Source organism: Borreliella mayonii (genome assembly GCF_001945665.1).
Lineage (GTDB): Bacteria > Spirochaetota > Spirochaetia > Borreliales > Borreliaceae > Borreliella > Borreliella mayonii.
The window spans coordinates 601,696-627,019 of sequence record NZ_CP015780.1 but is presented as its reverse complement, the minus strand read 5'-3'; the positions used below and the strand labels follow the sequence as shown (position 1 = coordinate 627,019).

General features: G+C 27.5%; 18 protein-coding genes. 8 read left to right on the top strand and 10 right to left on the bottom strand.

Going from position 1 to position 25,324, the window contains the following annotated elements:
• Positions 1 to 3: 3 nt before the first annotated feature.
• From glyA to Bmayo_RS03005, 3 genes are read right to left on the bottom strand one after another with little or no spacing between them, the layout of a single operon-like run.
• Positions 4 to 1,257 (bottom strand): serine hydroxymethyltransferase, encoded by a 1,254-nt coding sequence (gene glyA / locus Bmayo_RS03015; protein WP_075552262.1) that lies wholly within the window; start codon positions 1,255 to 1,257, stop codon positions 4 to 6.
• Positions 1,257 to 2,813: an IPT/TIG domain-containing protein gene (locus Bmayo_RS03010; protein ID WP_075552261.1), complete on the bottom strand. Its 1,557-nt coding sequence runs from the start codon at positions 2,811 to 2,813 to the stop codon at positions 1,257 to 1,259. Before Bmayo_RS03010 ends, glyA begins: the two co-directional genes overlap by 1 nt.
• 3 nt (positions 2,814 to 2,816) lie before the next feature.
• Positions 2,817 to 4,259, bottom strand: coding sequence for a cysteine--tRNA ligase (locus tag Bmayo_RS03005; protein WP_075552260.1), 1,443 nt, complete (start codon positions 4,257 to 4,259; stop codon positions 2,817 to 2,819).
• A 51-nt stretch (positions 4,260 to 4,310) separates the two neighbouring features.
• Between Bmayo_RS03005 and murB the strand changes: the two genes are divergently transcribed.
• Positions 4,311 to 5,219: a UDP-N-acetylmuramate dehydrogenase gene (gene murB / locus Bmayo_RS03000; RefSeq protein WP_075552259.1), complete on the top strand. Its 909-nt coding sequence runs from the start codon at positions 4,311 to 4,313 to the stop codon at positions 5,217 to 5,219.
• Positions 5,220 to 5,228: 9 nt separating this feature from the next.
• Here the strand turns inward: murB and Bmayo_RS02995 are convergent, their stop codons facing one another.
• Positions 5,229 to 7,436 carry a methyl-accepting chemotaxis protein gene (locus tag Bmayo_RS02995; protein ID WP_075552258.1) on the bottom strand — a complete coding sequence of 736 codons (2,208 nt, stop codon included), beginning with the start codon at positions 7,434 to 7,436 and terminating at the stop codon, positions 5,229 to 5,231.
• A gap of 266 nt (positions 7,437 to 7,702) precedes the next feature.
• On the opposite strand from Bmayo_RS02995, the gene Bmayo_RS02990 reads away from it, so the two are divergent.
• From Bmayo_RS02990 to argS, 3 genes are read left to right on the top strand one after another with little or no spacing between them, the layout of a single operon-like run.
• Entirely contained in the window at positions 7,703 to 9,850 is a 2,148-nt protein-coding gene (locus tag Bmayo_RS02990; protein ID WP_075552257.1) for a methyl-accepting chemotaxis protein, read from the top strand.
• A 21-nt stretch (positions 9,851 to 9,871) separates the two neighbouring features.
• The gene (locus Bmayo_RS02985) at positions 9,872 to 10,498 is read left to right on the top strand and encodes a hypothetical protein (RefSeq protein ID WP_075552256.1); all 627 of its coding nucleotides are present in this window, start codon (positions 9,872 to 9,874) and stop codon (positions 10,496 to 10,498) included.
• Positions 10,491 to 12,248 (top strand): arginine--tRNA ligase, encoded by a 1,758-nt coding sequence (argS, locus tag Bmayo_RS02980; RefSeq protein ID WP_075552255.1) that lies wholly within the window; start codon positions 10,491 to 10,493, stop codon positions 12,246 to 12,248. The genes Bmayo_RS02985 and argS overlap by 8 nt, the downstream gene beginning before the upstream one ends.
• Positions 12,249 to 12,276: 28 nt before the next feature.
• Here the strand turns inward: argS and Bmayo_RS02975 are convergent, their stop codons facing one another.
• Together Bmayo_RS02975 and Bmayo_RS02970 are read right to left on the bottom strand one after the other, a co-directional pair.
• Positions 12,277 to 14,214: an AMP-binding protein gene (locus Bmayo_RS02975; RefSeq protein ID WP_075552254.1), complete on the bottom strand. Its 1,938-nt coding sequence runs from the start codon at positions 14,212 to 14,214 to the stop codon at positions 12,277 to 12,279.
• A gap of 25 nt (positions 14,215 to 14,239) precedes the next feature.
• On the bottom strand, positions 14,240 to 14,953 hold the full coding sequence (locus tag Bmayo_RS02970; protein WP_075552253.1) for a CPBP family intramembrane glutamic endopeptidase: 714 nt from the start codon (positions 14,951 to 14,953) through the stop codon (positions 14,240 to 14,242).
• Positions 14,954 to 15,066: 113 nt separating this feature from the next.
• Between Bmayo_RS02970 and Bmayo_RS02965 the strand changes: the two genes are divergently transcribed.
• A complete protein-coding gene (locus Bmayo_RS02965; RefSeq protein ID WP_075552252.1) occupies positions 15,067 to 16,311 on the top strand; it encodes a ComEC/Rec2 family competence protein in 1,245 nt (414 codons plus the stop codon).
• A gap of 50 nt (positions 16,312 to 16,361) precedes the next feature.
• Positions 16,362 to 17,186 (top strand): 16S rRNA (adenine(1518)-N(6)/adenine(1519)-N(6))-dimethyltransferase RsmA, encoded by an 825-nt coding sequence (gene rsmA, locus Bmayo_RS02960; RefSeq protein ID WP_075552251.1) that lies wholly within the window; start codon positions 16,362 to 16,364, stop codon positions 17,184 to 17,186.
• On the opposite strand, the gene pta is transcribed toward rsmA, so the two are convergent.
• Together pta and Bmayo_RS02950 are read right to left on the bottom strand one after the other, a co-directional pair.
• The gene (gene pta / locus Bmayo_RS02955; RefSeq protein WP_075552250.1) at positions 17,169 to 18,206 is read right to left on the bottom strand and encodes a phosphate acetyltransferase; all 1,038 of its coding nucleotides are present in this window, start codon (positions 18,204 to 18,206) and stop codon (positions 17,169 to 17,171) included. The genes rsmA and pta overlap by 18 nt on opposite strands.
• Before the next feature lie 107 nt (positions 18,207 to 18,313).
• A complete protein-coding gene (locus Bmayo_RS02950) occupies positions 18,314 to 19,108 on the bottom strand; it encodes a 5'-methylthioadenosine/adenosylhomocysteine nucleosidase (RefSeq protein WP_075552249.1) in 795 nt (264 codons plus the stop codon).
• 153 nt (positions 19,109 to 19,261) lie between these two features.
• Here Bmayo_RS02950 and metG point away from each other — a divergent pair, with 153 nt between their 5' ends.
• The gene (metG, locus tag Bmayo_RS02945) at positions 19,262 to 21,496 is read left to right on the top strand and encodes a methionine--tRNA ligase (protein ID WP_075552248.1); all 2,235 of its coding nucleotides are present in this window, start codon (positions 19,262 to 19,264) and stop codon (positions 21,494 to 21,496) included.
• A gap of 9 nt (positions 21,497 to 21,505) precedes the next feature.
• Entirely contained in the window at positions 21,506 to 22,549 is a 1,044-nt protein-coding gene (locus Bmayo_RS02940) for a lipid II:glycine glycyltransferase FemX (RefSeq protein ID WP_075552247.1), read from the top strand.
• On the opposite strand, the gene murD is transcribed toward Bmayo_RS02940, so the two are convergent.
• The gene (gene murD / locus Bmayo_RS02935) at positions 22,546 to 23,895 is read right to left on the bottom strand and encodes a UDP-N-acetylmuramoyl-L-alanine--D-glutamate ligase (protein ID WP_075552246.1); all 1,350 of its coding nucleotides are present in this window, start codon (positions 23,893 to 23,895) and stop codon (positions 22,546 to 22,548) included. The genes Bmayo_RS02940 and murD overlap by 4 nt on opposite strands.
• A gap of 21 nt (positions 23,896 to 23,916) precedes the next feature.
• Positions 23,917 to 25,260 carry an MATE family efflux transporter gene (locus Bmayo_RS02930; protein ID WP_075552245.1) on the bottom strand — a complete coding sequence of 448 codons (1,344 nt, stop codon included), beginning with the start codon at positions 25,258 to 25,260 and terminating at the stop codon, positions 23,917 to 23,919.
• Between the last annotated feature and the right edge of the window lie 64 nt (positions 25,261 to 25,324).

Sequence of the window (25,324 nt, the reverse complement as noted above, 5' to 3'; positions counted from 1 at the left end):
TAATTAAGGCATGTCAAAGTCTCTAATAAATTTTATAACTTCCTTTTTTATTTGTTTTAATTCAATATCAGACTTTGCCTTTAAAGCTCTAACAATAAATTTAGCAACATTTAAAGAATCACTTTCATTTAGACCCCTAGAAGTAATAGCAGCGCCCCCAATTCTAATGCCAGAAGCCAAAGAAGGACTTTTTTTATCAAAAGGAATAGCATTTTTATTTAAAGTAATATTTACACTCTCAAGCAATTTCTCAGCATCAGCACCAGTAAGATCCGAGCTACTAAGATCAATTAAAAACAAATGGTTGTCTGTGCCTCCACTAACAATACGAAATCCTTCCGATTTAAAATATTCAGCCATAACTTTAGTATTTTTTATTACGTTAGCAATGTATTCTTTAAAATTTTCTTGAAGAGCCTCTTTGAATGCAATAGCCTTACCCGCAATAACATGAACTAAAGGACCTCCTTGAGTTCCAGGAAAAACTGTAGAATTTACAGCATTAAACAAAGGCCTCTCTTTTCCATTAAAGTTCACTAATTTGTCAAAATCCTTCCCAGAAAGTATTATTCCGCCCCTTGGGCCTCTTAAAGTTTTATGAGTAGTACTTGTAGTAAGATGCGCCACATCAATTGAAGAATTATGAAAACCGGCAACAATAAGGCCTGCAATATGCGCAATATCACACAAAAGATAAGCAGAAACATCGTCTGCTATTTCTCTAAATTTTTTAAAATCAATTTCTCTTGAATAAGAAGAAGCTCCAGCTATTATTAAATTTGGTCTACAATCTCTAGCTATTTTAAGAACTTCATCATAATCAATTAGCTCAGAATCTCTAGAAACACCATAAAAATAGGTGTTAAAAAATATGCCAGAAAAATTTACCCTGCTGCCATGAGTTAAATGTCCTCCATGAGATAATTGCATGCCAAGAATCCTGTCACCTGGGCTAATAAGAGCCATTATAGCAGCCATATTAGCCTGAGATCCGCTATGCGGCTGAACATTAACATATTTTGCACCAAAAAGCTCTTTTGCTCTTGAAATTGCCAAAGTTTCAATCTCATCAATAAAAGAACAACCACCATAATATCGATTCAAAGGATATCCTTCAGCATACTTATTGGTTAAAATACTCCCAACAGCCTGCCTTATCTCTAAAGATGTAAAATTTTCAGACGCAATAAGCTCAATATGTTCTTTTTCTCTTAATTTTTCTTTCTCAATTAAATTAAATATTTGATCATCTCTCATCAAAAATTATCCTCCAAAACAAACCTATGCATTAAAGAATACGATCCGTTTGTCAAGCTTTTATACTTTAAAAACCCAGAATCTAAATATCCGTCAAAAAACTCATTTTTATCATAGTCTTCTTTGCATCCATATTGAATATAGTTCTCAGACATATTTAAAAAATACTTAGAGCTATCCTTAAATAATACTGCATTTATTATATCAAAATATACAAAACCAACCCCAGTCAAAAAAAATTCAAACCAAAAATGCTCATTCAATTTAAGAGAATTAGAATCATAATAAAGCCCAACTATATTTCTCAGTGGAATCTCGTACTTTAAAAATAACAAATTCGTAAGAACTATTAAATTGTTAGATGAAATTTTTCTTTCTTTAATAGAATCATTTAAACTTAAATTATTCTCAACAATTTTAAAATTTAAAGTCAAAACATCAATAATTGCTTTAGCCAACTTATAAACTGAATTATTCCCAGCAGCCTTAGATAAAATTAGAGAATCTAACGACATTAAATCAACAGAATTGTAAGATAAATAATCTTTTTTTTTGCCTTGAACATACGTTTTGTACTCTTGATTGTTAATATCTTTATTAACCTCAATACTTTCTAAATATTTGGCATCTAAAAATTCCAAATTAAGTTTATAAGTTTTCATTCTAGTCTCAAAAATAAATTTATTTGTCTTCAGGTTTTTAAAAAATAAATTACCAATATTAAAATCAAGATGCTCATTACTGCGCTCTGTAATCTTTTGACGCTCATTCTCAATTGGCCTTAAATAAAAAATATTAAAATTAATATCTTCAGGGTTTGAATCAAAATTATTATTAATATCTTGACTAAAACAAATCTCTTCAATTATTCTAAACTCTTTTGAATCAGTCAAAATCCACTTAAAAAAATTATCTTTAACAGAAAACGGAACTTTATTGCTTTGAATATTGTCTAATAAAACATAAAGATTCCCACCAGAATTTAAAGTTTTAGGAGAAATAAATTCTACTCTATTCTCAGAAACATCTAAAATATTTTGAGGTAAAATTGTATAAAGTTTGTCCTTAGTTTCAAGAAAAATTTTAATAGCACTAGAATGTGAAAACAAATTTATACCCTGCAATAAAGTTGAAGAATTTGCATTTAAGATTATTTTGTCCTCTAAAAAAATAAAAGGTATATTTTTCCTATTAAGCTTAACAGGAACTTGCCTGCTTATAACAAGAAAAAGTTCGTTGCTAGTACCCCTTTCGCCTTTTATAAAAATAAGTCCAGAATTTACTTCGTCTGTAATTTTAAAAACTATTTTAGTGTTATTCCAACTAATAATGCTACTTTTAACCAAATAATTATTGTTAATATTAATTTCTCCTGTACTGTAGCCCAAATTGTTTCCTTTAATAACAATAATATCCTTGTGTGAGGTGGGAATTGGAGATATGTCATAAATAATTGGCTTTGAATAAAATAAAAATCCAGAAAAAACAAATAAAAATAAAAAAATAATAAAAATTAAGCTTAAATAAAAATACTTGTTTTTTAAAAAAATAGCCAAATACTAGCCTCTTTTAACCTTGGTTCCTTCCTTAGTATCAACCAAAACAAAACCTTTTTGGGCAAAAAAATCCCTAATCTCATCGGCACGCTTAAAATTTTTTTCACATTTAGCTATTCTTCTCTCTTCAATTAAAGTTTTCATATTCTCATCAATAACTACATCATGATTTTCTAAATTTTTTAAAATTTCTTCTCTTAGATTAAGTGACATAATCTCATCAAAAATAAAAGCCAATCTAAGCTTTGAAACAAAGCTTAGATTTTTAGATTTAATTATCTCCCAAAGCAAAGCCAATCCTTGAGAAACATTTAAATCAAAAGAAACTTTTTCTACAAAAGAGTCATAATATTCTTTTTCTACACTAAAACTAAACTTTTTTAAATCCTTATTAAGCATATTTAAATCAACTAGATCTAAAGACTTGTAAAAATAACTTAGCTTGCTTATCAAATTTTCTCTAGCAATCTTGCTTGCTTGAAGATTATTCAATGAAAATTTTAATTGGTTCCTGTAGTGTGATGTCAAACATAAATATCTAAAATCAAGAGGAGAAAAATTTTGATCTTCCAAGTCTTTAACCGTAATAAAATTTCCATGTGACTTTGACATCTTATTATAATCCATAATCAAAAATTCTCCATGAACAAAGATATCACACCATTTCTTATTCAAAAAACACTCTGCTATTGCTATTTCATTTATATGGTGAACTCCAATATGATCAACTCCTCCTAAATGAATATCAAGCGTATCTTTGAAATGCTCCAAATTCATAGCAGCACACTCTAAGTGCCAACTAGGATAACCAAATCCCCAAGGAGAATCCCATTTCATCTCCTGATCTTTAAACTTAGAATTAGTAAACCACAAAACAAAATCGGTATTATTCCTTTTAAATTTATCAACATCAACTCTGGGTAAAGTCATGTCTTTATCAATCAAATTAATGCCAGCCATCTCACCATAGCTTTTAAAACAAGAAGTATCAAAATACACATTACCATTAGAAAAATAAGTAATTTTTTTTTCTTCAAGAATTTTAACAACCTCTATCATGATGGGAATATGTTTACTTGCAATAAGAACTTTATCAGGATATACAATATTTAATTTTCTACAATCCTCAAAAAAAGCTTTCGTAAAAAATTCACTAATCTCACAAACTGTAAGACCTTTCTCTCTTGCAGTTTTAGCCACTTTATCTTCTCCATCATCAAGATCACCTGTTAAATGCCCAATATCTGTAATATTCATCGCATAATTAACTTTATACTCTAAAAACCTTAAAGTTTTAATTAATAAATCTCCAAAAATATAAGTTCTAAAATTTCCAATGTGAGCATAATTATAAACAGTAGGCCCGCAAGCATACACTTTAACATTATCAAAATTTGTTAATTCTGAAAAATCCTTTGTTCTAGTATTATATAACTTTAAAATCATACATTTATCAAAATTGAAAAAATAAAAAATCTAATTTATTATTAAGTACGTATGCTTAAAAGCCTAAATAATTTTCTTAAAAAAATCAATATTAAGCCTCAAACAAAAAATCTAGCTGACTATACAACATATAAAATTGGAAACATTTCGAAATTATTTCTCATCCCTAAAAATATTCAAGAAGCTGAAAATATTTTTAAAGCAGCAGTAGAAGAAAAAATTAAACTATTTATTCTTGGGGGAGGATCGAATATTTTAGTCAATGACGATAAAGAGCTTGATTTTCCAATAATATATACCGGATATCTAAACAAAATAGAAATTCACGATAATAAAATTATTGCCGAATGTGGTGCAAATTTTGAAAATTTATGTAAAATTGCGCTTGATAACAGCTTAGGTGGTCTAGAATTTATCTATGGACTACCCGGGACACTAGGGGGTGCTGTATGGATGAATGCTAGATGCTTTGGAAATGAAATCTCTGAAATACTGAAAAAAATTACATTTATAAATGATAAAGGAAAAACGATTTGCAAAGAATTTAAAAAAGAAGACTTTAAGTATAAAGTATCACCTTTTCAAAATAAAAACTTTCTCATATTAAAAATTGAATTGAATTTAAAAAAAGATAATAAGAAAATTATTGAAGAAAAAATGAATAAAAATAAACAAGCAAGAATAAATAGGGGTCACTATCTATTTCCAAGTAGTGGAAGCACTTTTAAAAACAATAAAGCATTTCTCAAGCCTAGCGGGCAAATAATTGAAGAGTGCAAGCTCAAAGGACTAAGCATTGGAGGCGCCACAGTATCTAAATATCATGGAAACTTTATTATCAATATTAATAATGCAACAGCAAATGACATAAAAAGATTAATTGAAAAAGTAAAAGCTGAGGTCTACTTGAAAACCGGGCTTTTACTTGAAGAAGAAGTTCTTTACATAGGATTCAAATAATCAAAAAAACTAAAAAAGAACACCTTTAATCTCATCATTAATCTTTTGAATCAATTGCTTTGTCTTTAATATCTTATCCTTAGAAGATTTCACCAAAGATGAATATTCTTGAAGAGAGCTTACCGCATCTAAATTCATCTTAGAAACTTTAAACTCTTTTAAATCTTGGCTAAAATTGTTAAACTTGCTACTAACAAAATAATGGTTATTAAATATTTCTTTATATATATTTTTAGCATCTCTGATCTTAGTATCGTGAGACAAATATCTTTCTTTAAACTCGCCAATTTCTTTAAAATGCTTAGCAAGGGTAAGATCTACTTTCTCATGTCTTGAAAAATTGTTGTCTACATTATCTTGAATGTCTATGAAATTTTTATAAATTGTATCAATCTCTGAATTAATTACTGCAATAATGCTGTCAACCGTTTTAAGTTCATCTTTAATGGTTTTAGAATATTTTCCAGAATTAATAGCAAGCTTTCTAATCTCTTCAGCAACAACTGCAAAACTTTTACCTGCATCACCTGCTTTTGCTGCTTCAATTGCTGCATTCATAGCAAGCATATTGGTCTGGGCTGAAATTGAAACTAAAAGTTTATTTACACTTTGCAAACTATTTGTTTGAGACAAAAGATCTGCAAAATTTTTATTCACATTTTCAAAAACAATATTTAAATCAAAAACCTTACTTTTAATATTTTCAATATCAGTAGAATTTATAGTGGCAACTTTATTAAAAATTTCCAAATTTTTATCTATACTATAGAAAAAACTAACATTTTCCTCAAAATTTGAAGAAATTTCTGATATATATTTATTGTGATCATTAATCGGATCAGCAATAGATTCAAAGCCTTTTAAAATATCAACAATTGACTTTTCAAATCTAGAAAAAGTATCTTTTAGCTGTTCGTAAGCTAAAATGCTAGAATCTATACTCTCAGTATTTAATATAGCAGTTTCTATTTGTTCCAAATACTCATTTAAATCTTTAGAATAAAATTTTATCTTCTCAAAAGATTCGTTACTCTTAGACGACAGATTATCTAGCTTTGAACTAATATAAGAAATAATAGACGAAGAATACTTAATCTCTAAGGGAGACTCAAGACTAAAAGGATCGCTTTTTAATTTTTGATAATCAACAATTCTGTTAAAATCATTAATTAATGAAAAAGCAAAAGTATTACACAAATAAAAAATAATTGCAAAAGATAATAATAAAAATGTAAAAAATATAACCCAATTTGATTTAAACATAATAGGAATGGAATTGACATTTAAAATCAACCCCTGAATCAAAAAATCATCGGTTTTTACAAAGTTTAAAGAATAAAAATCTCTTTCATAATTAAAAGTGTACTGAGAAACAGAAGAATCTTTTTTAGCATAAGCTATAACTTTGTTAAAAAAATTCTCACTATAAGCTGTAGAAAAAGATTTATCCTGAAGATTGTTAAAGTTTAAAAAAATGGGCATATAATTTCTGTCAAGCATAAAAAAATTATAATTCTTACTGCTAAATTTAAGAGAAGAATACAACTGATTTTCAATAATATCTAACGATTCATCAAAGCATACTAAAATCCCTATAACACCCAATGTTGCAACAGAATCTCTAACCGGAAAACTTACTACAGAGTAAATTTTCTCATCTATCATCATGTATCTTGAATAATATTTAGAATTTTTTTCTACAGGAACAGAATAAATTGGATCCAATCTAACATCTTTTAAACCTAAAAATGAAAAATTTGAATTTGATATTAAAACATTTTTTCCTATAGGAATATAAAATATGCCTTCAAGTGAATCTTCTGCTAAAGGAATAGTTTTAAAAATTTTATCTATAGCACTAAATTCTCTTGACTTTAAAAACAAATCGCTATTTTCATCTAAGCCATCACCCAATTTTAAACTTGAAGACAAAAGAAAGCTCTTTGAAGAATTTACCAATATCCCAAACCTATAACTATCTTTTACAAGCTCCTCAAGAAACCTAGAGGATTCCGAATATTTAGCTTTAATAACAGTAGATACACTGTTTAAAAACAACTTAGCATCAAATTTAAAGCGATCCAAATATTCATTTTTATGATTCATATAAGCATAGCCTATAAATAAAAAATTAAAAAAAAGGAATCCAAATAAAACTAGATAAAGAAATCGTTTAGTGTTTTTCAAATTAACATCGATTAAATTCTCATCTGTCATAAAAGCTCTCCAAATATAACATTAGTATGATTAAAGCCTTAAAACAAAACTTTCACCTTCATAAATCATATATAAATAATTACTAATAACAATTGACAAATTAGACCTTTCTTCTTCAATCTTAAAGACTAAATCCTTCAAATATTTGCAAATAATTATTTTATTATTTAGCTACATGCATATATAATTATATAATAAAACATATAGAATACTAAAAATTTAATGTTTTAAAAATTTTACAAAAAACAAAACTTTGAGGAGACTTAGTGAAAAAAAAGAAACTTAACTCCAGCCTTTTTTATAAATTCAATTTTATAATTCTGGCATATACAATAATCATTATTGCAACAACCTTTTTGCTACTAGATCAGGGTTATAAAAAAATCATAACAAAAGAACTTCAAGACTTTACAAAATTCATTAACCAAGCAATGATTAAAAGCTTTTCTGATGAATCTAAAGAAATAATAAAAGCTTTAAGCGTATTAACAGCCAGATATGATTATAAATCTGCAATTCTGAATAACAAAAGTGAAGAGCACTTAGTATCTGACAAAATTTTAATTACACTGCCGTCCTTTATTAAAATAATAGAGTATGCAAACAAAGATGGATACATAATTGCATCAAGTGAAAAAAAAAGAAACGGTCAATATATAAGCTTAAAAGAATTGCTTCTGGGCAAAGCTATAACTACATTTCAAATTTCAATTCTTCACAACAGTTTAGCAAAAATAAATAATAATTTTTATATTCCAATAGCATATAAAATAACAGATTCAAAAAAATCTAATATTGGATATATTATTTTATATGCTGACATTTCAGAAAAAATTGCAGAACTAAAAGAATATCTTTTACTGCTTTTGGAAAACTCATTATTAGAGCAAAATGCAAGTAGCCAAAACTCATCAAAATACTTTAATGTATACCTAATAAACAACAATGGCGATGCATTTGGAGGAAAAGACGAAGTTTTAAAAAATATAAAGCACATATTTGGTTTTAACCTAAAAACATTAACTGAAATACTAAATGCATTATCTCAAGGAAAAGCAAATTACAATACAAGCAATTCAAATGAAATAATCTCCTTAGCAAGGATCACAACATCCCATTGGTACTTAGGAATAAAAATAGATTATAACAACATATTTTCAAAAGAATTTAAAAATATGAGATTAGTTTCACTTTCCATTATATTTATTTTGGTAATAATTTTTATATTAATAATGATATCAACCATAAAAACTTTAATAATATCAAAAATAGATAAACTTAATGTTGTCATTCCAAAAGTTAAAAACGGCGACTTAACATTTAAAATTGAATCAAAAGGTAAAGATTCAATAAGCTCAACAATAAATCTTTTTGGTCATTTTATTGAAAATCTAAAAAATGTAATTAATTCACTACAAGAACGAGTAAAGCTACTGAAAGAAAACGGAGACCATTTATTTAGCGAAATAAACAAAACTCATAATACAATAAAAAATTCGAATCAATACATAGAAAAAACACAAGAAGAAGTAGAAAAACAGGTGGAATTCATCTCTAATACAACAAACATAATTGAAAGTCTTTCAAAGAATATTTCATCTCTTGACAATTCAATTGAAACTCAAGCCGCAAGCGTTGAACAATCCTCATCGGCTATCGAAGAAATGATAGGGGGAATACAATCAATAACAGAAATAACTCAAAAAGCTGCAAAAAGCACAGAAGAGCTAAAAAGATTCTCTGATGATGGGCGAAAAAAACAAGAAGAAGTTATTGCTCAAATTAAAGAGATTTTCAAAAACTCAACAAGATTACAAGAAGCAAACGCTTTAATTTCATCTATAGCAAGCCAAACCAACCTACTCTCAATGAACGCTGCAATTGAAGCATCTCACGCTGGCGAGGCCGGAAAAGGATTTGCCATTGTTGCAGAAGAAATAAAAGACCTAGCAGAACAAGTGACATCACAATCAGAATCTGTTGCTTCATCAATTAACGAAATAATGGACTCAATAACCAAAACCGTAAACACCTCTGAATTAACAAATAAAGCTTTCAACCAAATATTCGATTCAATCAATCTAGTTGTTCAAGTAATAGAAGAAATAAATCATACAATGCAAGAGCAATCAATAGGTAGCCAAGAAATTTTAAAGGCTTTAAATACAATGCGGGAAATAACATATGAAGTGAAAATTGGTTCAAATGATATGTTTAGAGGCAACAAAGAAATCATTAGCACTATTAAACTGTTGGGAGAAATTAATATTACGGTCTCAAATTCAATGAAAGGTTTAAAAGAAGAAATTAATAAACTAGTAGAAGCAATTGAGCGTATTAAGGTTTTAGGAACTACAAACTCAAGCCATATTTCTGAAATTAGCGAAAGCACAAATCAATTTAAAACCAAATAAAATAGACTAAAAGGAAATAATATGCAAAAAAAGACATTTTATAATATTGAAAAATATCTTAAAAGCCATTTAATGTTATTTCCTATTTTTGCTTATACAAAAAACTTTTTAGATGCTAGCATCATATCTGTTTGGATTTCAATATGCATTATACTTCCTGCCTTAATAATCAATCAAATAGAACTGAAAAAACATAAAAGCCATATATTAGGAATATATCTATTAATAATAGGAATTTTTACTAGCCTAACTTACTTATTCATGCTATATTTAACACCAACCTTATACAAAGAATTTAAATTTTCAATACCCATTTTAATAGCAATAATAATATCATTTCATAAAAACGAGCCTTTCAAAATCCTAAAAAATCCATCAATGATAATTAAATATTCTAAAATTCCAATTTTAATTTTCATTACCTTAAACTTAACAATCTCATTTATTAGAGAAATATTAAACACAGGGAATTTAAAACTTTTTAACAAAGAGATTTCTATAATAAAGGGGCTTATAAATATAAAAATGTCAGCCCATAGCTCAAACATTTTTATTGCAGCGTCTTTAATTTTATTATTAATTAATATGATAACAAGTGTTAAAGAGAAAAAAATGAATAAAAGCGTTAAAGAGGAAAAAAATGAATAAAAGTGTTAAAAAAAAGATTAAAGACGAAATTGGTATTATAGTTGCCAATCTAGCATTATCAAATAACATAAAGCTAGATAAGATCAATATAAATATTCAAAAACCTCCAAAAAGTGATCTGGGAGATATTTCTATATTAATATTTGAGCTTAGCAAAACCTTAAAACTTCCTATTGCAACTATCTCTGAAGAAATAATAAAAACTCTTAAAGCTAAATACGAAATTAAAGCTATAGGGCCTTACTTAAACATTAAAATTTCTAGAAAAGAATATATAAGCAACACAATACAAATGGTAAATACCCAAAAAGATACCTATGGAACAAGTAAATATCTAGACAATAAAAAAATAATATTGGAATTTTCATCACCAAACACAAACAAACCGCTGCATGTGGGACATCTTAGAAATGACGTAATAGGAGAAAGTCTGTCAAGAATATTAAAAGCTGTAGGTGCAAAAATTACAAAAATAAACTTAATAAACGACCGAGGGGTTCACATCTGCAAGTCAATGCTTGCATATAAAAAATTTGGAAATGACATTACCCCTGAAAAAGCTTTTAAAAAAGGAGACCATTTAATTGGCGATTTTTATGTTAAATACAACGAATACTCGCAAGAAAATGAAAATGCTGAAAAAGAAATTCAAAATCTGCTTTTAAAATGGGAACAAAAAGATGCAAGCACAATTGAACTTTGGGAAAAACTAAATAAATGGGCAATTGAAGGGATAAAAGAAACATATAAAATTACAAACACCTTCTTTGATAAAATTTACCTTGAAAGTGAAATTTTTGAAATTGGAAAAAATGTCGTGTTAGAAGGGCTTGAAAAAGGATTTTGTTACAAACGAGAAGATGGCGCAATATGTATTGACTTACCCTTTGACTCAGGCGAAAAAGCAGACACTAAAGTAAAACAAAAAGTACTCTTAAGATCAAACGGAACATCTATTTATCTTACCCAAGATTTAGGAAATATAGCAGTTAGAGGAAAAGAATTTAATTTTGAAGAAATGATTTATGTAGTTGGAAACGAACAAATTCAGCACTTCAAAAGTTTATTTTTTGTATCAGAAAAATTGGGAATTTCTAAAAACAAAAAACTTATTCATTTGTCACACGGAATGGTTAATCTTATTGATGGTAAAATGAAATCAAGAGAAGGCAATGTAATTGACGCAGATAATTTAATTTTAGACCTAATGGAATCAATAATGCCTGAAATTACACAAAAAATTGAGAATAAAGAGAATGCTAAAAAAAATGCTTTAAATATTGTACTAGGAGCAATTCACTATTATCTGCTAAAATCAGCTATACATAAAGATATTGTATTTAATAAAAAAGAAAGTCTATCTTTCACAGGAAATTCTGGACCATATATTCAATACGTTGGAGCAAGAATTAATAGCATTCTTGAGAAATATAATGCACTTTCTATTCCTATAATGGAAAAAATTGATTTTGAACTTTTAAAACATGAAAAAGAGTGGGAAATTATTAAAATTATATCAGAATTAGAAGAAAATATAATCAAGGCAGCAAAAGATTTAAACCCTTCAATACTTGCCAGCTATTCATACTCACTTGCAAAGCATTTTAGCGCATACTACCAAGAAGTTAAAGTAATAGATATAAACAATACTGATTTAACAGCCGCAAGAATCGAATTTTTAAAAGCCATATTACAAACAATAAAAAATTGCATGCACCTACTCAATATTCCTTATATGTTAAAGATGTAGACAAGAAAATTTTGTAATATTTTCTTGTCTAATATCCGTTTAAATCTAAGTCACTTTTGCTAAAAATTAATCTTATTTTATCTTCATACTTTTTGGTTATATAATATCTTTTTAACTTAAGAGTATTGGTAAGCTCTTCCCCAATTGAAAAAGGCTCCTGAAGTAAAACAAAACCTACTATTTTTTCAAAATTTTTAAAACCTAATTTAGTGTTAATAGTGTCTGAGATATGCTTAGAATAAAGTTTGTTAACATCCTCATTGGCCAATAAATCACCCTTAGAAGAAAAAGACACTCCACTAGAATTTGCCCATTTTTCAAGATTATCAAAATTAGGCACAATAATAGCCCCCAAAAATTTTTGATCTTGACCAACAATCATAACATTTTCAATAAATAAAGATTTGCCCAAAACTCTCTCAAGAGGCTCAGGCTCAATATTTTCTCCACCTCTTAGAACAATTGTATCCTTGCTTCTACCAACAATTGAAATTTCATTATTAATTGTTAATCTAACTAAGTCTCCAGTGTTAAACCAACCATCTTCTGTTAAAACTTCATTCGTCTTAGCCTTATCCTTAAAGTAACCGCTCATTATTTGTGGCGACCTTATCCAAAGCTCACCTTTTTCTCCAAAAGGCAAAACCTTACCATCAATTCCAACTACTTTGTATTCAACATCTGGCAAAATAGGTCCTACAGTTCTTGCTACAGGGCTCTTAAGGCGCCTAACGCTTAAAATAGGACCCGTTTCAGTAAGACCGTAGCCCTCAAGAACTTTAATTCCCACAGTCTTGAAAAAATAATCAACATAATCGACCAAGGCCCCACCACCAGAAACTCCAAATTCAAAATTTTGCCCAAGGGCATTTTTTATTTTTTTAAATACTAAAATATCACCCAATAATTTAACAGGAAAAATTAAAACAATCCCAATAAATAAAAATATTTTTGAAAAAAGCGAAATAAACAAATTGGTCTTTTTATAAACAGGAGAAAGGCCTAAAAATCTCTCCTTAAGCTTTGCATAAACAATTCCAATTTTTAAAAATCCTCCAAATACAAGCTTCTTAATAAAAGATTCTGACACCTTTTTAATAATGCCCATTCTTATGCCCTCCCAAATTCTAGGCACAGAAATAATCATTTGAGGATTTAAAAGTAAAAAATCTTTTAACAAAACAGGACCTATGGGCTTTGAATATGCAATTGCTATGCCCTTTAAAGCGACTATATATTCACAAGCCCTTTCAAAAGAATGCCAAAGGGGAAGAATAGAAATCATTATTTTGCCAGGTTTAAGCGTTGGAAGATAATCATAAAGTCTATCTAATTGAAAAATAAAAGATTCATGCCTCAACATTACTCCCTTTGGCATGCCTGTTGTGCCAGAAGTATATATTATAGTTGCAATGTCTTTTGAAGAACCTTTTTCAATCTCCATATCAAATGATTTTGGATTAGTTCTTAAATATTCAGCACCAAGTTCTAGTAATTTTTTATAAGAAAATACAGTAATATTCCCCATTTTTTCTTCATAAGATTTATCATCATCAATAACAACAATACATCTCACCAATCTAAGATCATGTTTTTTGGATAAAACTTTGTGAAGCTGCTTATTGTTTTCAACAAAAATAAAAGTAGATTCAGAATGGTTAATAATATAAGTTAATTCATCCTCAGAAGAATCATTTCCCCTAGGAACATCAACGCAGCCTAACCCTAAAGTAGCAATGTCAATTATTATCCATTCCCTTCTAGAATCAGAAATAATTACAACCTTCTCTCCCCTTTTAATGCCACAATGCAAAAGCCCGGAAGCCACTCTTTTTGTCTCATTCCAAAAATCAGCGTATATTTGCTTCTTAAAACTTTTTGACTCTCCCTCTTTATATATAAAAATATCAAGCTCGCTATAAAGAGCCACCACCTCTTTAAAGCGCTTAGGCACAGTATCTCTCATAAATCCCCCTCATAACAATTTAAAATCAATTTAAAAAAAGCAACAGACTACTAACAATAATATTATAAAAACTATGTATAAAAATCACATAATATACATTTTTATACCTTAAATAGGTAAAAGCAAAAAATACCCCTAATATAAATGTAACCAAAAATCCTAAAATTCCATAATATAAATGCCCATAAGCAAAAAACATACTGCTTAGAATAACGGTAACTACAACAGGAAATCCCATTTGTGTAAACTTGGTAATAATAAAAGCCCTGTAAAACAACTCTTCAAAAGCTCCTGTAAAAAAAGAAGTAAAAGTCATTAAAAAAAATGCTTTTTTACTGCTAATCTTCCAATTAAATCCAGCATTGTTTTGAAAATAATAGACAAGTACCGATTCCGGCAACAGATATTCAAGTAAAAAAGCTATTAAAAAAATGACTATCATTGCGGTCAATATTGTTTTAATAAAAATTAAAACAGACTCCCAAATAAAAATAAATTTAAATTTAGGAATAAAAAACTCTGCTCTAAAATCATCATAAGAACTGATAAGTTTAAAAAAATAAATTATAAAAATAATTAAAAAAGATCTTGAAATCCAAAAATAAAAATGGTTTTTATCAACATTCCAAAATTCTGAATTAACATTTTCAAAAGGAGATGCCAGATAAACAACAGCGTAGACCAAAAAAAGATCAAGCAAAGCCCGCTTGAATAAATATTTATTTTTTAACAATTGCATAAAGTATTGTAATTAAATAATTATTAATTGTCAACGAATGAATTAATTGATTAATCAAAACAAATTAAAATTCAAAATATAATTATTTCTAAATAAAAATAGGAATATTATAAATGATTTTAATATTTGTCCTTATTTCACTTAATTTATCAATTCAATACTATTTAAAACTCAATTTAATTTATTTTAACACAATACTAGCATTATTTGTTATTATAAATAATAACAAACACTTAGCACTTGGTTTTATTTTTTGCACAATATTGCTATTAGGCTTTCAAGCTAGATTAAATTTTAAAACATTAAAAGAAAATATTTACCAAATAACAAACATTAAAAATTTTAAAAAAGATTCAAAAACCATTGTTGAAGCAATTGACAATAAATCAAATACATACAAATTTGACTTCAAAAATATTGAAAATATTTACAAAATCGGAGATATCATTAAAATTGAAAACAAAAAAATAAAACTTATTAAAAGACCCTTTTTTGCCAAGCTTAGAGAAAAATATACAAATACCTTAAATAATTTTTTTGCCACATTAAATCTTAGTTATTCTCATTTTTCAAAAACAATAATTTTGAATATCAAATCAGAAATAACAAAATATGAAAAAACATTATTTCAAAATGCAGGGATTGCCCACATTTTGGTAGTGTCTGGAATACATTTTTATTTAATAAGTTATTATTTACTTTTAATAATAACAAATGAAAAATTAAAATATTTAATGCTAAGCATAATTTTATTAAATTATCTAATATTAACTGGATTTACACCTTCAACACTAAGAGCATTTCTAATGACAGAATCTCTTATAATATACAAACTAATTTATGGCAAAATTAATTTAATAAGCTGTATGTCTATTAGCTTTATAATAAATGCTTTTGCATTCCCCGAAACACTAAATTTAATAGGATTTCAACTCTCCTATCTTGCAACAATAGGAATATCAGCATCAGTTCATCTAAAAAATAGATACGGTCTTAACAGACTAGCATCATCAATGCTTACAACATTTTTTATTCAAATATTCACCTCACCAGTAATTTATGTTAACAATTTTAATCTAACGCCAATCTCAGTATTATCAAATTTAATAATTATTCCATTAATATTAATTTTCTTAATAATAATATTAAGCTTAATAACTTACTTTTCAAACTTAAATTTATTTTTTTTCCTTGACCTGATAAATGCCTACATATTCCAAATAATAAAAATTACAGCAACATTTTTTAGCAATTTTTTTATAGTCAAGCACCACCAAATACCTATATTTTTAATATTGAGCATTCTCCTTATAACTTACATTATTTATAATAACGAAACTAAAAAAAATTCAAAATAATTTAAAAATAGCTGCCATTATGAAAAATAATATGGTAATATCTCTTATCTATGAACATCAACTATAATAGTATAAGTAGCATAAAACAAACATTAAAAGAAAGAAAAATAGCTCCAAGAAAATTGTGGGGACAAAACTATCTAATCAACGAAAGCATGAGGAAAAAAATAATAGAAAGCTTAGATATAAAAGAAAATGAAAAAATATGGGAAATTGGCCCAGGTCTTGGCGCAATGACTGATATTTTATTAAAAAAAACCAATCTTTTAACCGCATTTGAAATTGACTTAAAATATTCAGAAATATTAAATGAAAAATTTGGAAAATTAAAAAACTTTAAATTGATAAAAGGAGATTTTTTAAAAAAATACAAAAACGAAAATAAAAACATTGATAAAATATTTTCAAATTTGCCATACAATATTGCATCAAAAGTAATATCTAAATTAATTGAAGAAAATTTTTTAAAAGAAATGGTATTCACAGTACAAAAAGAATTAGCCGACAGAATAACTGCAAATATAAATAGCAAAAACTATTCTTCATTTACAGTCTTAGTACAATCACACTTCAAGGTAATTAAAATATTAGAAATAGGAGAAAACAATTTTTATCCTACCCCTAAAGTTAAGTCTACAACACTAAAATTAATTCCTAAAAAAAACAACATAAAAGATTTCAAAGAATTCAACAAATTGGTTAGAACTGTATTTTCAAGCAGAAGAAAGAAATTAAAAAACACTATTATTAATTTCATCGCAAATAAAGCTGCTCTGAGAGAAAATTTTTTAAAAGAATATTTAGACAAAAGACCTGAAAACATTTCTGTTGAAGAATTTATACAAATTTCCAACACTTTAAATGCTTATCATTAAAGCACTTGCAAATACAATTTCATCAACAGAACAGCCCCTTGAAAGATCGCTAACGGGTTTAGAAAAACCCTGTAAAAAAGGACCGTAAGCCTTAGCAAATGCAAACCTCTCTACTAATTTATAACCAATATTCCCTGCATCTAAATTAGGAAATATTAAAACATTCGCAGAACCTGCTACTAAAGATTCGCTACATTTTTTCTCTGCAACATCTTTTATTATGGCTGAATCAAGCTGAAGTTCTCCATCAATAAGCAAATCCCTCTCTTTATTCTTAACAATATTTAAAGCATTCTTTACTTTTTCAGTTTCTTTAGCGCTGGAAGACCCTTTTGTTGAAAAACTCAAAAGAGCAACCTTGGGCTTTGCATTTAAAATATCTTTAAAGGATTTGGCACTTTGCAATGCAATTTCTGCAAGCTCTAAAGAATCAGGATTGATTACTACAGAACAATCTGCAAAAAATAAAATTCCATTATGTCCAAAACAAAAATCAACATTACGAGCAATACTTAAAGTATCCATAATCATAAAAGATGATATAATCTTAACACCTTCCAACTTGGGAATTATTCTTAAAGCATTAGACAAAACCTTAGCAGAAGTTGAAATCGCCCCACAAACACAAGATTTAGCATAACCAAATCTTACCATAAGCATAGCAAAAGTAATCTCATCTAAAACTTGAGTCTTTAAACTTTGCTTTGTAGCTCCCTTTAGCTTTATCAAGCTCCAATATTCATCCAAATACATTTCAATGTCTGGAAAAAAATTAGGATCAACAACTTCTATTCTTTCTAAAATATTATTACAATTAGAAAATTCTTTTAAAGAATTAATAACAGGATCTTTTTTACCTATCAAAATAATCGAATCTGCAAGATTTTTTTGTAAAACAACAACAGCTGCCTTCAAAACTCTAGAATCACTACTTTCAGGAAAAACTATATTGGCCTTAAGCTTATTCTCTTTTGCGAATATCTTTGCCTTCTTGAAAACATAATCTTTTAAAGAAAACACTCTATAAAAATATTACAACATAAATTGATAAATGCATGAAAAAAGACATTTTAAAATAAAAAATCTTTCCTCATGCATAATTTTCTATTATAAAAATTAAATATTTTCTAAAGAATTCTTAAAATTTCTTGTACAACTTTAGCTGAATTAAAAGCAGCTAATTTAGAAAATTTACTATATTCAACTTCATTTTCTTCTTTATTTACAATATCAGATATTGACCTAATAACTATAAAAGGTACATTAAACATATAAGAAACATGCCCTATTGCTGCACCTTCCATCTCAACAGCTATTACATCTTTAAAATTTCCTATAATTTTACTAATATAAGCTGGACCAATAAACTGATCTCCTGAGACTATTAATCCTGAATATGCATTAGAGCCTTTAACCCTTGATTTAACGGCCTCTATAGCTTTATTAATTAAACTCTTATTGGCACTAAATTTTTGAGGCAATACTGTAAGCTGTCCCACCTTGTATCCAAATTTAGTCAGATCAACATCATGATATGCAACCTCTGAAGACACTACCACATCTCCAACTTTAATATCTTTGTATTTAGCACTAACAACACCACCAGCAACTCCAGAATTAATTACATGACTTATATTGTATTTTGACAAAATATAGCCAGTCCACATACCTGCATTAACCTTACCAACCCCACAAACAATAGTCATAACATTGCGATTAGATAACTTCCCCTTTAAAATCTTTTTATTAAGACCATACTCCTTAAGCACTATTTCTTCCTTATTAGACATAAGCTTGTTTATCTGCTCAACCTCAGAGTCCATAGCAGTTATTATTAAAACATTGATATTTTTAGAAAAAGCAAAATATCCGTTTGAAAAAACTAATACAAAAAGAAAAAATTTTATTAAAAAATTATTCATAAACTTGTGCTCCTTATAGTCAAAAAACACTTATACCATTTTTACAAAAAAAAGTCAAAACCGAATTACTTTCAAAAGAATTTTTGTAAGGTATTGAAAAAAAATATCCTATCCGTATTACAATATTAATAGCTTAAAAAAAGGGGAAACTGAATGAAAAAAATGAATCTGGTTACAGCTGCTCTACCCTATGTTAATAACATACCTCATCTTGGAAATTTAGTGCAAGTATTATCAGCTGATGCTTTTGCAAGATATTCGAAAATGGCAGGAATTGAAACTCTTTATATCTGCGGAACAGATGAATATGGAACAGCCACAGAAACCAAAGCCTTAATTGAAAATATCACCCCTTTAGAGCTTTGCAATAAATATTATGAAATACATAAATCAATTTACAAATGGTTTAATATTGAATTTGATATCTTCGGTCGCACGACTAACAAGCACCATCAAGACATTGTACAAAATTTTTTCCTACAATTAGAAAAAAATGGCTATATAAAAGAGCGAGAAACTGAACAGTTTTTTTGCAATAAAGATTCAATGTTCTTAGCTGATAGATATGTAATAGGAGAATGCCCAGAATGCCAAAGTATGGCTAAAGGAGATCAGTGCGATAACTGTTCTAAGCTTTTAAATCCAACAGACCTAATAAATCCAAAATGCATCATTTGTAAAAACAAACCTATTTTGAAAAAAACCAATCATCTTTATTTAGATCTTCCCAAAATAAAAACAAAACTTGAAAAATGGATAAAAAACACAACTACTAGTAAGAATTGGAATACCAATGCCCTTAAAATGACAAAAGCTTTTTTAAGAGATGGGCTTAAAGAAAGAGCAATTACAAGAGACCTGAAATGGGGAATTCCTGTGCCTAAAAAGGGTTATGAAAATAAAGTATTTTATGTGTGGTTTGATGCTCCAATAGGATACATTTCAATTACTAAAAACCTTGTCAAAAATTGGAAATCTTGGTGGAAAAACAATGATCAAGTAAATCTTGTACAATTTATTGGGAAAGACAATATATTGTTTCATACAATTATATTCCCTTGCATAAAAATTGGAAGTAAAGAAAATTGGACAATATTAAATCAACTCTCATCAAGCGAGTACCTAAATTACGAAAATCTTAAATTTTCAAAATCAGAAGGAACAGGAATTTTTGGAAACGATGCTATTACTACTGGAATCCCTTCTGATATTTGGCGATTCTATATCTATTATAACAGACCTGAAAAATCTGATTTTCAATTTATGTGGCAAGATCTCATGGAAAGAGTAAATACAGAACTGATTGATAATTTTTCAAACCTTGTCAACAGAGTACTAACATTTCAAAGAAAATTCTTTGGAGATGTAATAGAAACAATAGAAATTCAAAATAAATTTTGGAAACAAATAACACCAAAATATAATAAAATACTAAATCTTTTTAAAAAGACAGAACTAAAATCTGCACTCAAAGAAATACTTAAAATTTCGTCCCTTGGAAACAAAATATTTCAAGATAACGAACCATGGAAAAAAAAAGACAACTCTCCACAAGAAACAAAAGAATTAATCTCAAACTTAATATACCTAATCAGAGACTTATCTATCTTAATGATGCCATTCATTCCCGAAACAAGTAAAAAGATACAACAATTCTTTGGCAACAGTTATCAATTTTCGACCAAAATTCTTGGAACTAAATCGGGAATTAAAAAAATTGAATTCACAGAAATACTATTTAATAAGCTAGAGCAAAAAAAAATTAACAATTTAAAGCTAAAATATTCAGGAGAGAAAAATATGAAAGAAAAAGAACAAGCAGAAAACTTGCCCATAGAAAAAGAACAAGCAGAAAACTTGCCCATAGAAAAAGAACAAGCAGAAAACTTGTTTAGAGAAAAAGTACTCCTAAGAGTTGTAAAAATAAATAAAATAGAAAGAAATTCCGAGGCTAAAAACTTATTCATATTAAAACTAGATGACGGAACTAACAAGGACAAACAAATAGTAAGCAGTCTTGAAGGATATTACACAGAAGAAGAGCTTTTGGGAAAACACATAATAATAGTAGATAATTTAAAGCCTGCAAAATTTAGGGGAATAAAATCTGAAGGAATGCTAATAGCTGCTGAGGACAAAAATAAAAATTTTAAAGTTATAATTGTAGAAGATTCAATCAAAAATCCTATTGCTGGAGAGAGAATAATACTTGAAAACGATCAGAATAAAAATCTTATCTGCCCACCTAAAATTGACATAAATAAGTTTTTAAAAGCCAATATAGTGGCAGAAAACGGAAAACTTAAAATAAACGGAATAAGCTTAATATTAGAAAATTCTAAGAACAAAATATTGTCTAAAGATATTCCAAATGGAACAGTTTGCTAAGAGCTATTAATGACTATTAAAAAAATAGAAACAAAAGAAATGGAAGAAAATTATCTTCAAAGCGAACTGTGGGCATTAATAAAAACAACAAAAAACAGCAATTGGAAAGCCATAGCATTTGAAAGTGATATTCTTGGTAAAATTGTTGTAATGCAGAGAAGATTGTTCAAAAATTTTTACTTAGCATATATTCCACATCCAGAATTCTCAAACAAAACTCTTGAAAACATTAATATTGATAAAATAAGTAAAAATATTAAAGAATTTAGCACAAAAATAAAACCCTACTTACATAAAAATACAATTTTTTTAAGATTCGATTTAATGTATTACTATCAAAGAACACTGAATGACAAATACTTTCCACTAAAAATTAAAATCAAATACCTAAAAAAATCATTTGATGACATACAGCCTTCAAACACAACAATATTAAACTTAAACAATTCTCTTGAGAATATTTTGCTTAACATGAAAAAAAAAACAAGATACAACATAAAGCTCAGTACAAAAAAAAATCTAAATATAATAATAGATGATAAATTTAAACATTTAAATGAATTTTACAAACTTTACAAAGAAACTAGCAAAAGAGATAAATTTGCTATTCACTCAGAAGAATATATACAAAACCTAATTAAAATATTCAAACAAGACAAAAATGCACAAGTAAAATTAATACTCGCATTTTACAACAACATAATTATTTCTGGCATAATAGTGGGAATTTACAAGGAAAAAGCCGTCTATCTTTACGGGGCCTCCAGCAAAGAATATAGAAATTTAATGCCTAATTACGCAGTGCAATTTAAAGCAATACAAATTTTAAAAAAAATGGAAATAAAAGAATATGATTTATTAGGAATTTCCCCAATTGCAAACAAAAAACATCCTTTATATGGTCTTTTTGGCTTTAAAACAGGATTTGGAGGGAATATTATTCACAGAATTGGCTGTTATGATTTTACTTATAAAAATTTTATTTATAAGATTTATGCAAATCTTGAGAAACTCAGATACTTTTATTACAAAGTAATAAGGAAAAAAATTTAACCAAGCGTATTAACTAAATTTTTAAATTGCAAACCTCTATCAAACTCATTATTAAAAAGCTCAAAAGAAGCACTAGCAGGGGAAAATAATACAATGTCGCCTGAACTTGAAATCTTGAAAGAATAATTTACTGCATCTCTTAAAGAATAAAATACAAAATACTGTATGCTACTTTTTTCTAAAATCTTAATAATTTTTACAGTTGCACTACCTTTTATCAAGATCCAAGTTTTCACAATATTTATTATCTTGCTAAAACTTGAAAAATCAAGTTCTTTATCAGTTCCCCCAACAATTAAGTTAATGTGGTTATCATTTGTTTTTAAACTTTTAACAGATAAAACCGTAGACTCAGGAATAGTTGAAGCTGTATCGTTATAAAACATTACATTTTGAACTAATTTAACAAACTCTAATCTATGCTCAATGCCTTTAAAATTATTTAAAATCTGAGAAGTATGATTAAGGTCTATATTTAAATAATACGAAACAAAAAAAGCAATAAACTTAGAAATCATAAACTGCGACTCAGAAAAACTCCCAATCAAATTGTCATTAAAATATACTTTGCCCTTATTGCAATAAAAAATATCTTGATCAAAATCACAAGGATTAAATTCAGAAAATAAAATAACTTTGGCTTTTGATTTAAATTTTGAAAAATATTTGTAATAAGCCTTGTCCTGAATAATCACAATTCCTGAAGTTTGATTTACAAAAATTTTTGACTTATCAATAATATAGTCATCAAAATTTAAATAATAGTTTTGGTGATCGTTGTAAACATTTGTAATAATACTAAGGATAGGATTAAAATTATTTAAAGATTGCAATTGCCAAGAAGAAAGCTCCAAAATCACAGGAGATCTTCCATCAAGTTGATCAAAAAAACTCAAAGGAGACAAGCCAATATTTCCTCCAAGCTTTGCCCTTGGATATTTTTTTTTCAAAACCTGATACAAAAGAGACACAAGAGTAGATTTACCCTTGGTGCCTGTTACTGCTATTATAGGATTCTTGTTGAATATCAAAAATAAGCTAATATCCGTTTCAACTCGTTTGGCAAGCTTTAAATATTCATTATTGGGTTTAACACTGGGATTTTTAACAACAATATCAGCATTTTTAAAATCGTTTATATCGTGCTTACCTAAAACATACCTAATTTGATTATCAAAATCCCTTAAAGAATCAATACTTAAAGCTAATTCTGCCTCACTTTTAAGATCAGTAATTACTAACCTTGCCCCATGCTTTAATAAAAATCTAGAAAGAGCTACTCCTCCTCCATTAAGACCTAAGCCCATGACCAAAAAATTTAAATTTTTAATTTCGTCTAAACGCACAATAAGATTATATCAAACCTACTAGCCTGTTTTAATAGATTTAATCCACCTTTCACTATAAAAATAAGGAAGCGAAATAGCAAGTTTAATTGCATCCTCAAGGGCTGGAATAAAAACAACAATTTCAAAAGGCAAATTTGTATAATTTGCTAAAACAAAAGCAATAGGAATAGTATAAATAAAAGTTACAGAACCTTCCATAATAGCTCCAAAACTTGGAGATGCTCCTGCTCTAAAAAATCCAAAAAGATACTGAAAAGCAAGAGCCATAAAAAAGGCAGAAACAGAAGAATATCTTAAAATAATTCCTATAAGTTGAGAATACTTTAATGTATAAAAAATATAAGGAGCAAAAAATGAAAACACAAACAATGCAAAAGATGTTAAAAAAGCAAGTTTTAAACCAATTTTACCTAAATAAATTGCAACTTTCATGATTTCTTTTTTACTATTATGCATTTCATAGCCCATCATAATATTTAAAGAAATACAAAAGGAATTAATTATATTAAAGATAATAAAATAAACAGAAAAAGATATACTGTAAGCAGCATATCTATGAATATCAATTCCTATAAAAATTGACGTCAACACAAGATATCCAAAAAACCAAATAAAATCATTTAAAAGGATTGGAATAAAAAATTTAATTAACTGAACAAACAGCTTAATATTAATATTTAAATCATCAAACTTAAGATTTAAAATTGAATTCTTGTTAAACACTGTATAAACAAGATAAACAACAAGCTCTAAGGCACGAATAACTGTTGTTGCAATAGCAGCTCCAACTACGCCCATATGAAAAACAAAAATAAAAACATAATTTAATATTAAATTTAAAAACACTGAAAAAACAGAAATGTAAACTTGGAATTTAACAATTTCAATAACCTTAAGAGCATTGGCAATAAGTCCTTTTATAATTGCAAGTACGAAAGAAAAAATAGTTATGTTTAAATAAATAGCCCCATAATAAACTGCCTGCTCATCATTAGAAATTAATCTAAGTAAAAAAAAAGGATTCACTCTAGAAATAAATATAAACGGCAAAGAAAATAAAATAATAGTAAATATACTAATAAAAAATGTATTTCTAAAACTCTTAAAATCGCCCTGATTGTATTGCCTTGTAGCGATTATATTGTAAGCTCCTACCATAGCAAACCCAATAGTAACAAATAGTTCAAAAAATTTATTTGCAAGAGAAACTCCTGCAACAGGATAATCGCCAAGATATGCAACCATAGCATTATCTGTAAGAGAAATAAAATTAAATAAAAAAAACTCAATAGCAGTTGGAATTGCAATTTTTAAAAGATCTTTATAAATTTTATCCTTTTTTGATGCACTTAATGAATACATAAATTTCTCCAAATAAAAAATCAAGATTTCTGTAAAGCAAATATTAGAACCTGCAATAAAAACA

Excerpts from the sequence above, each read along its gene's own strand:
- glyA (WP_075552262.1), bottom strand. The coding sequence starts at position 1,257 with ATGAGAGATGATCAAATATTTAATTTAATTGAGAAAGAAAAATTAAGA.
- Bmayo_RS03005 (WP_075552260.1), bottom strand. The coding sequence starts at position 4,259 with ATGATTTTAAAGTTATATAATACTAGAACAAAGGATTTTTCAGAATTA.
- murB (WP_075552259.1), top strand. The coding sequence starts at position 4,311 with ATGCTTAAAAGCCTAAATAATTTTCTTAAAAAAATCAATATTAAGCCT.
- Bmayo_RS02995 (WP_075552258.1), bottom strand. The coding sequence starts at position 7,436 with ATGACAGATGAGAATTTAATCGATGTTAATTTGAAAAACACTAAACGA.
- Bmayo_RS02985 (WP_075552256.1), top strand. The coding sequence starts at position 9,872 with ATGCAAAAAAAGACATTTTATAATATTGAAAAATATCTTAAAAGCCAT.
- argS (WP_075552255.1), top strand. The coding sequence starts at position 10,491 with ATGAATAAAAGTGTTAAAAAAAAGATTAAAGACGAAATTGGTATTATA.
- Bmayo_RS02975 (WP_075552254.1), bottom strand. The coding sequence starts at position 14,214 with ATGAGAGATACTGTGCCTAAGCGCTTTAAAGAGGTGGTGGCTCTTTAT.
- Bmayo_RS02970 (WP_075552253.1), bottom strand. The coding sequence starts at position 14,953 with ATGCAATTGTTAAAAAATAAATATTTATTCAAGCGGGCTTTGCTTGAT.
- Bmayo_RS02965 (WP_075552252.1), top strand. The coding sequence starts at position 15,067 with ATGATTTTAATATTTGTCCTTATTTCACTTAATTTATCAATTCAATAC.
- rsmA (WP_075552251.1), top strand. The coding sequence starts at position 16,362 with ATGAACATCAACTATAATAGTATAAGTAGCATAAAACAAACATTAAAA.
- Bmayo_RS02950 (WP_075552249.1), bottom strand. The coding sequence starts at position 19,108 with ATGAATAATTTTTTAATAAAATTTTTTCTTTTTGTATTAGTTTTTTCA.
- metG (WP_075552248.1), top strand. The coding sequence starts at position 19,262 with ATGAAAAAAATGAATCTGGTTACAGCTGCTCTACCCTATGTTAATAAC.
- Bmayo_RS02940 (WP_075552247.1), top strand. The coding sequence starts at position 21,506 with ATGACTATTAAAAAAATAGAAACAAAAGAAATGGAAGAAAATTATCTT.
- Bmayo_RS02930 (WP_075552245.1), bottom strand. The coding sequence starts at position 25,260 with ATGTATTCATTAAGTGCATCAAAAAAGGATAAAATTTATAAAGATCTT.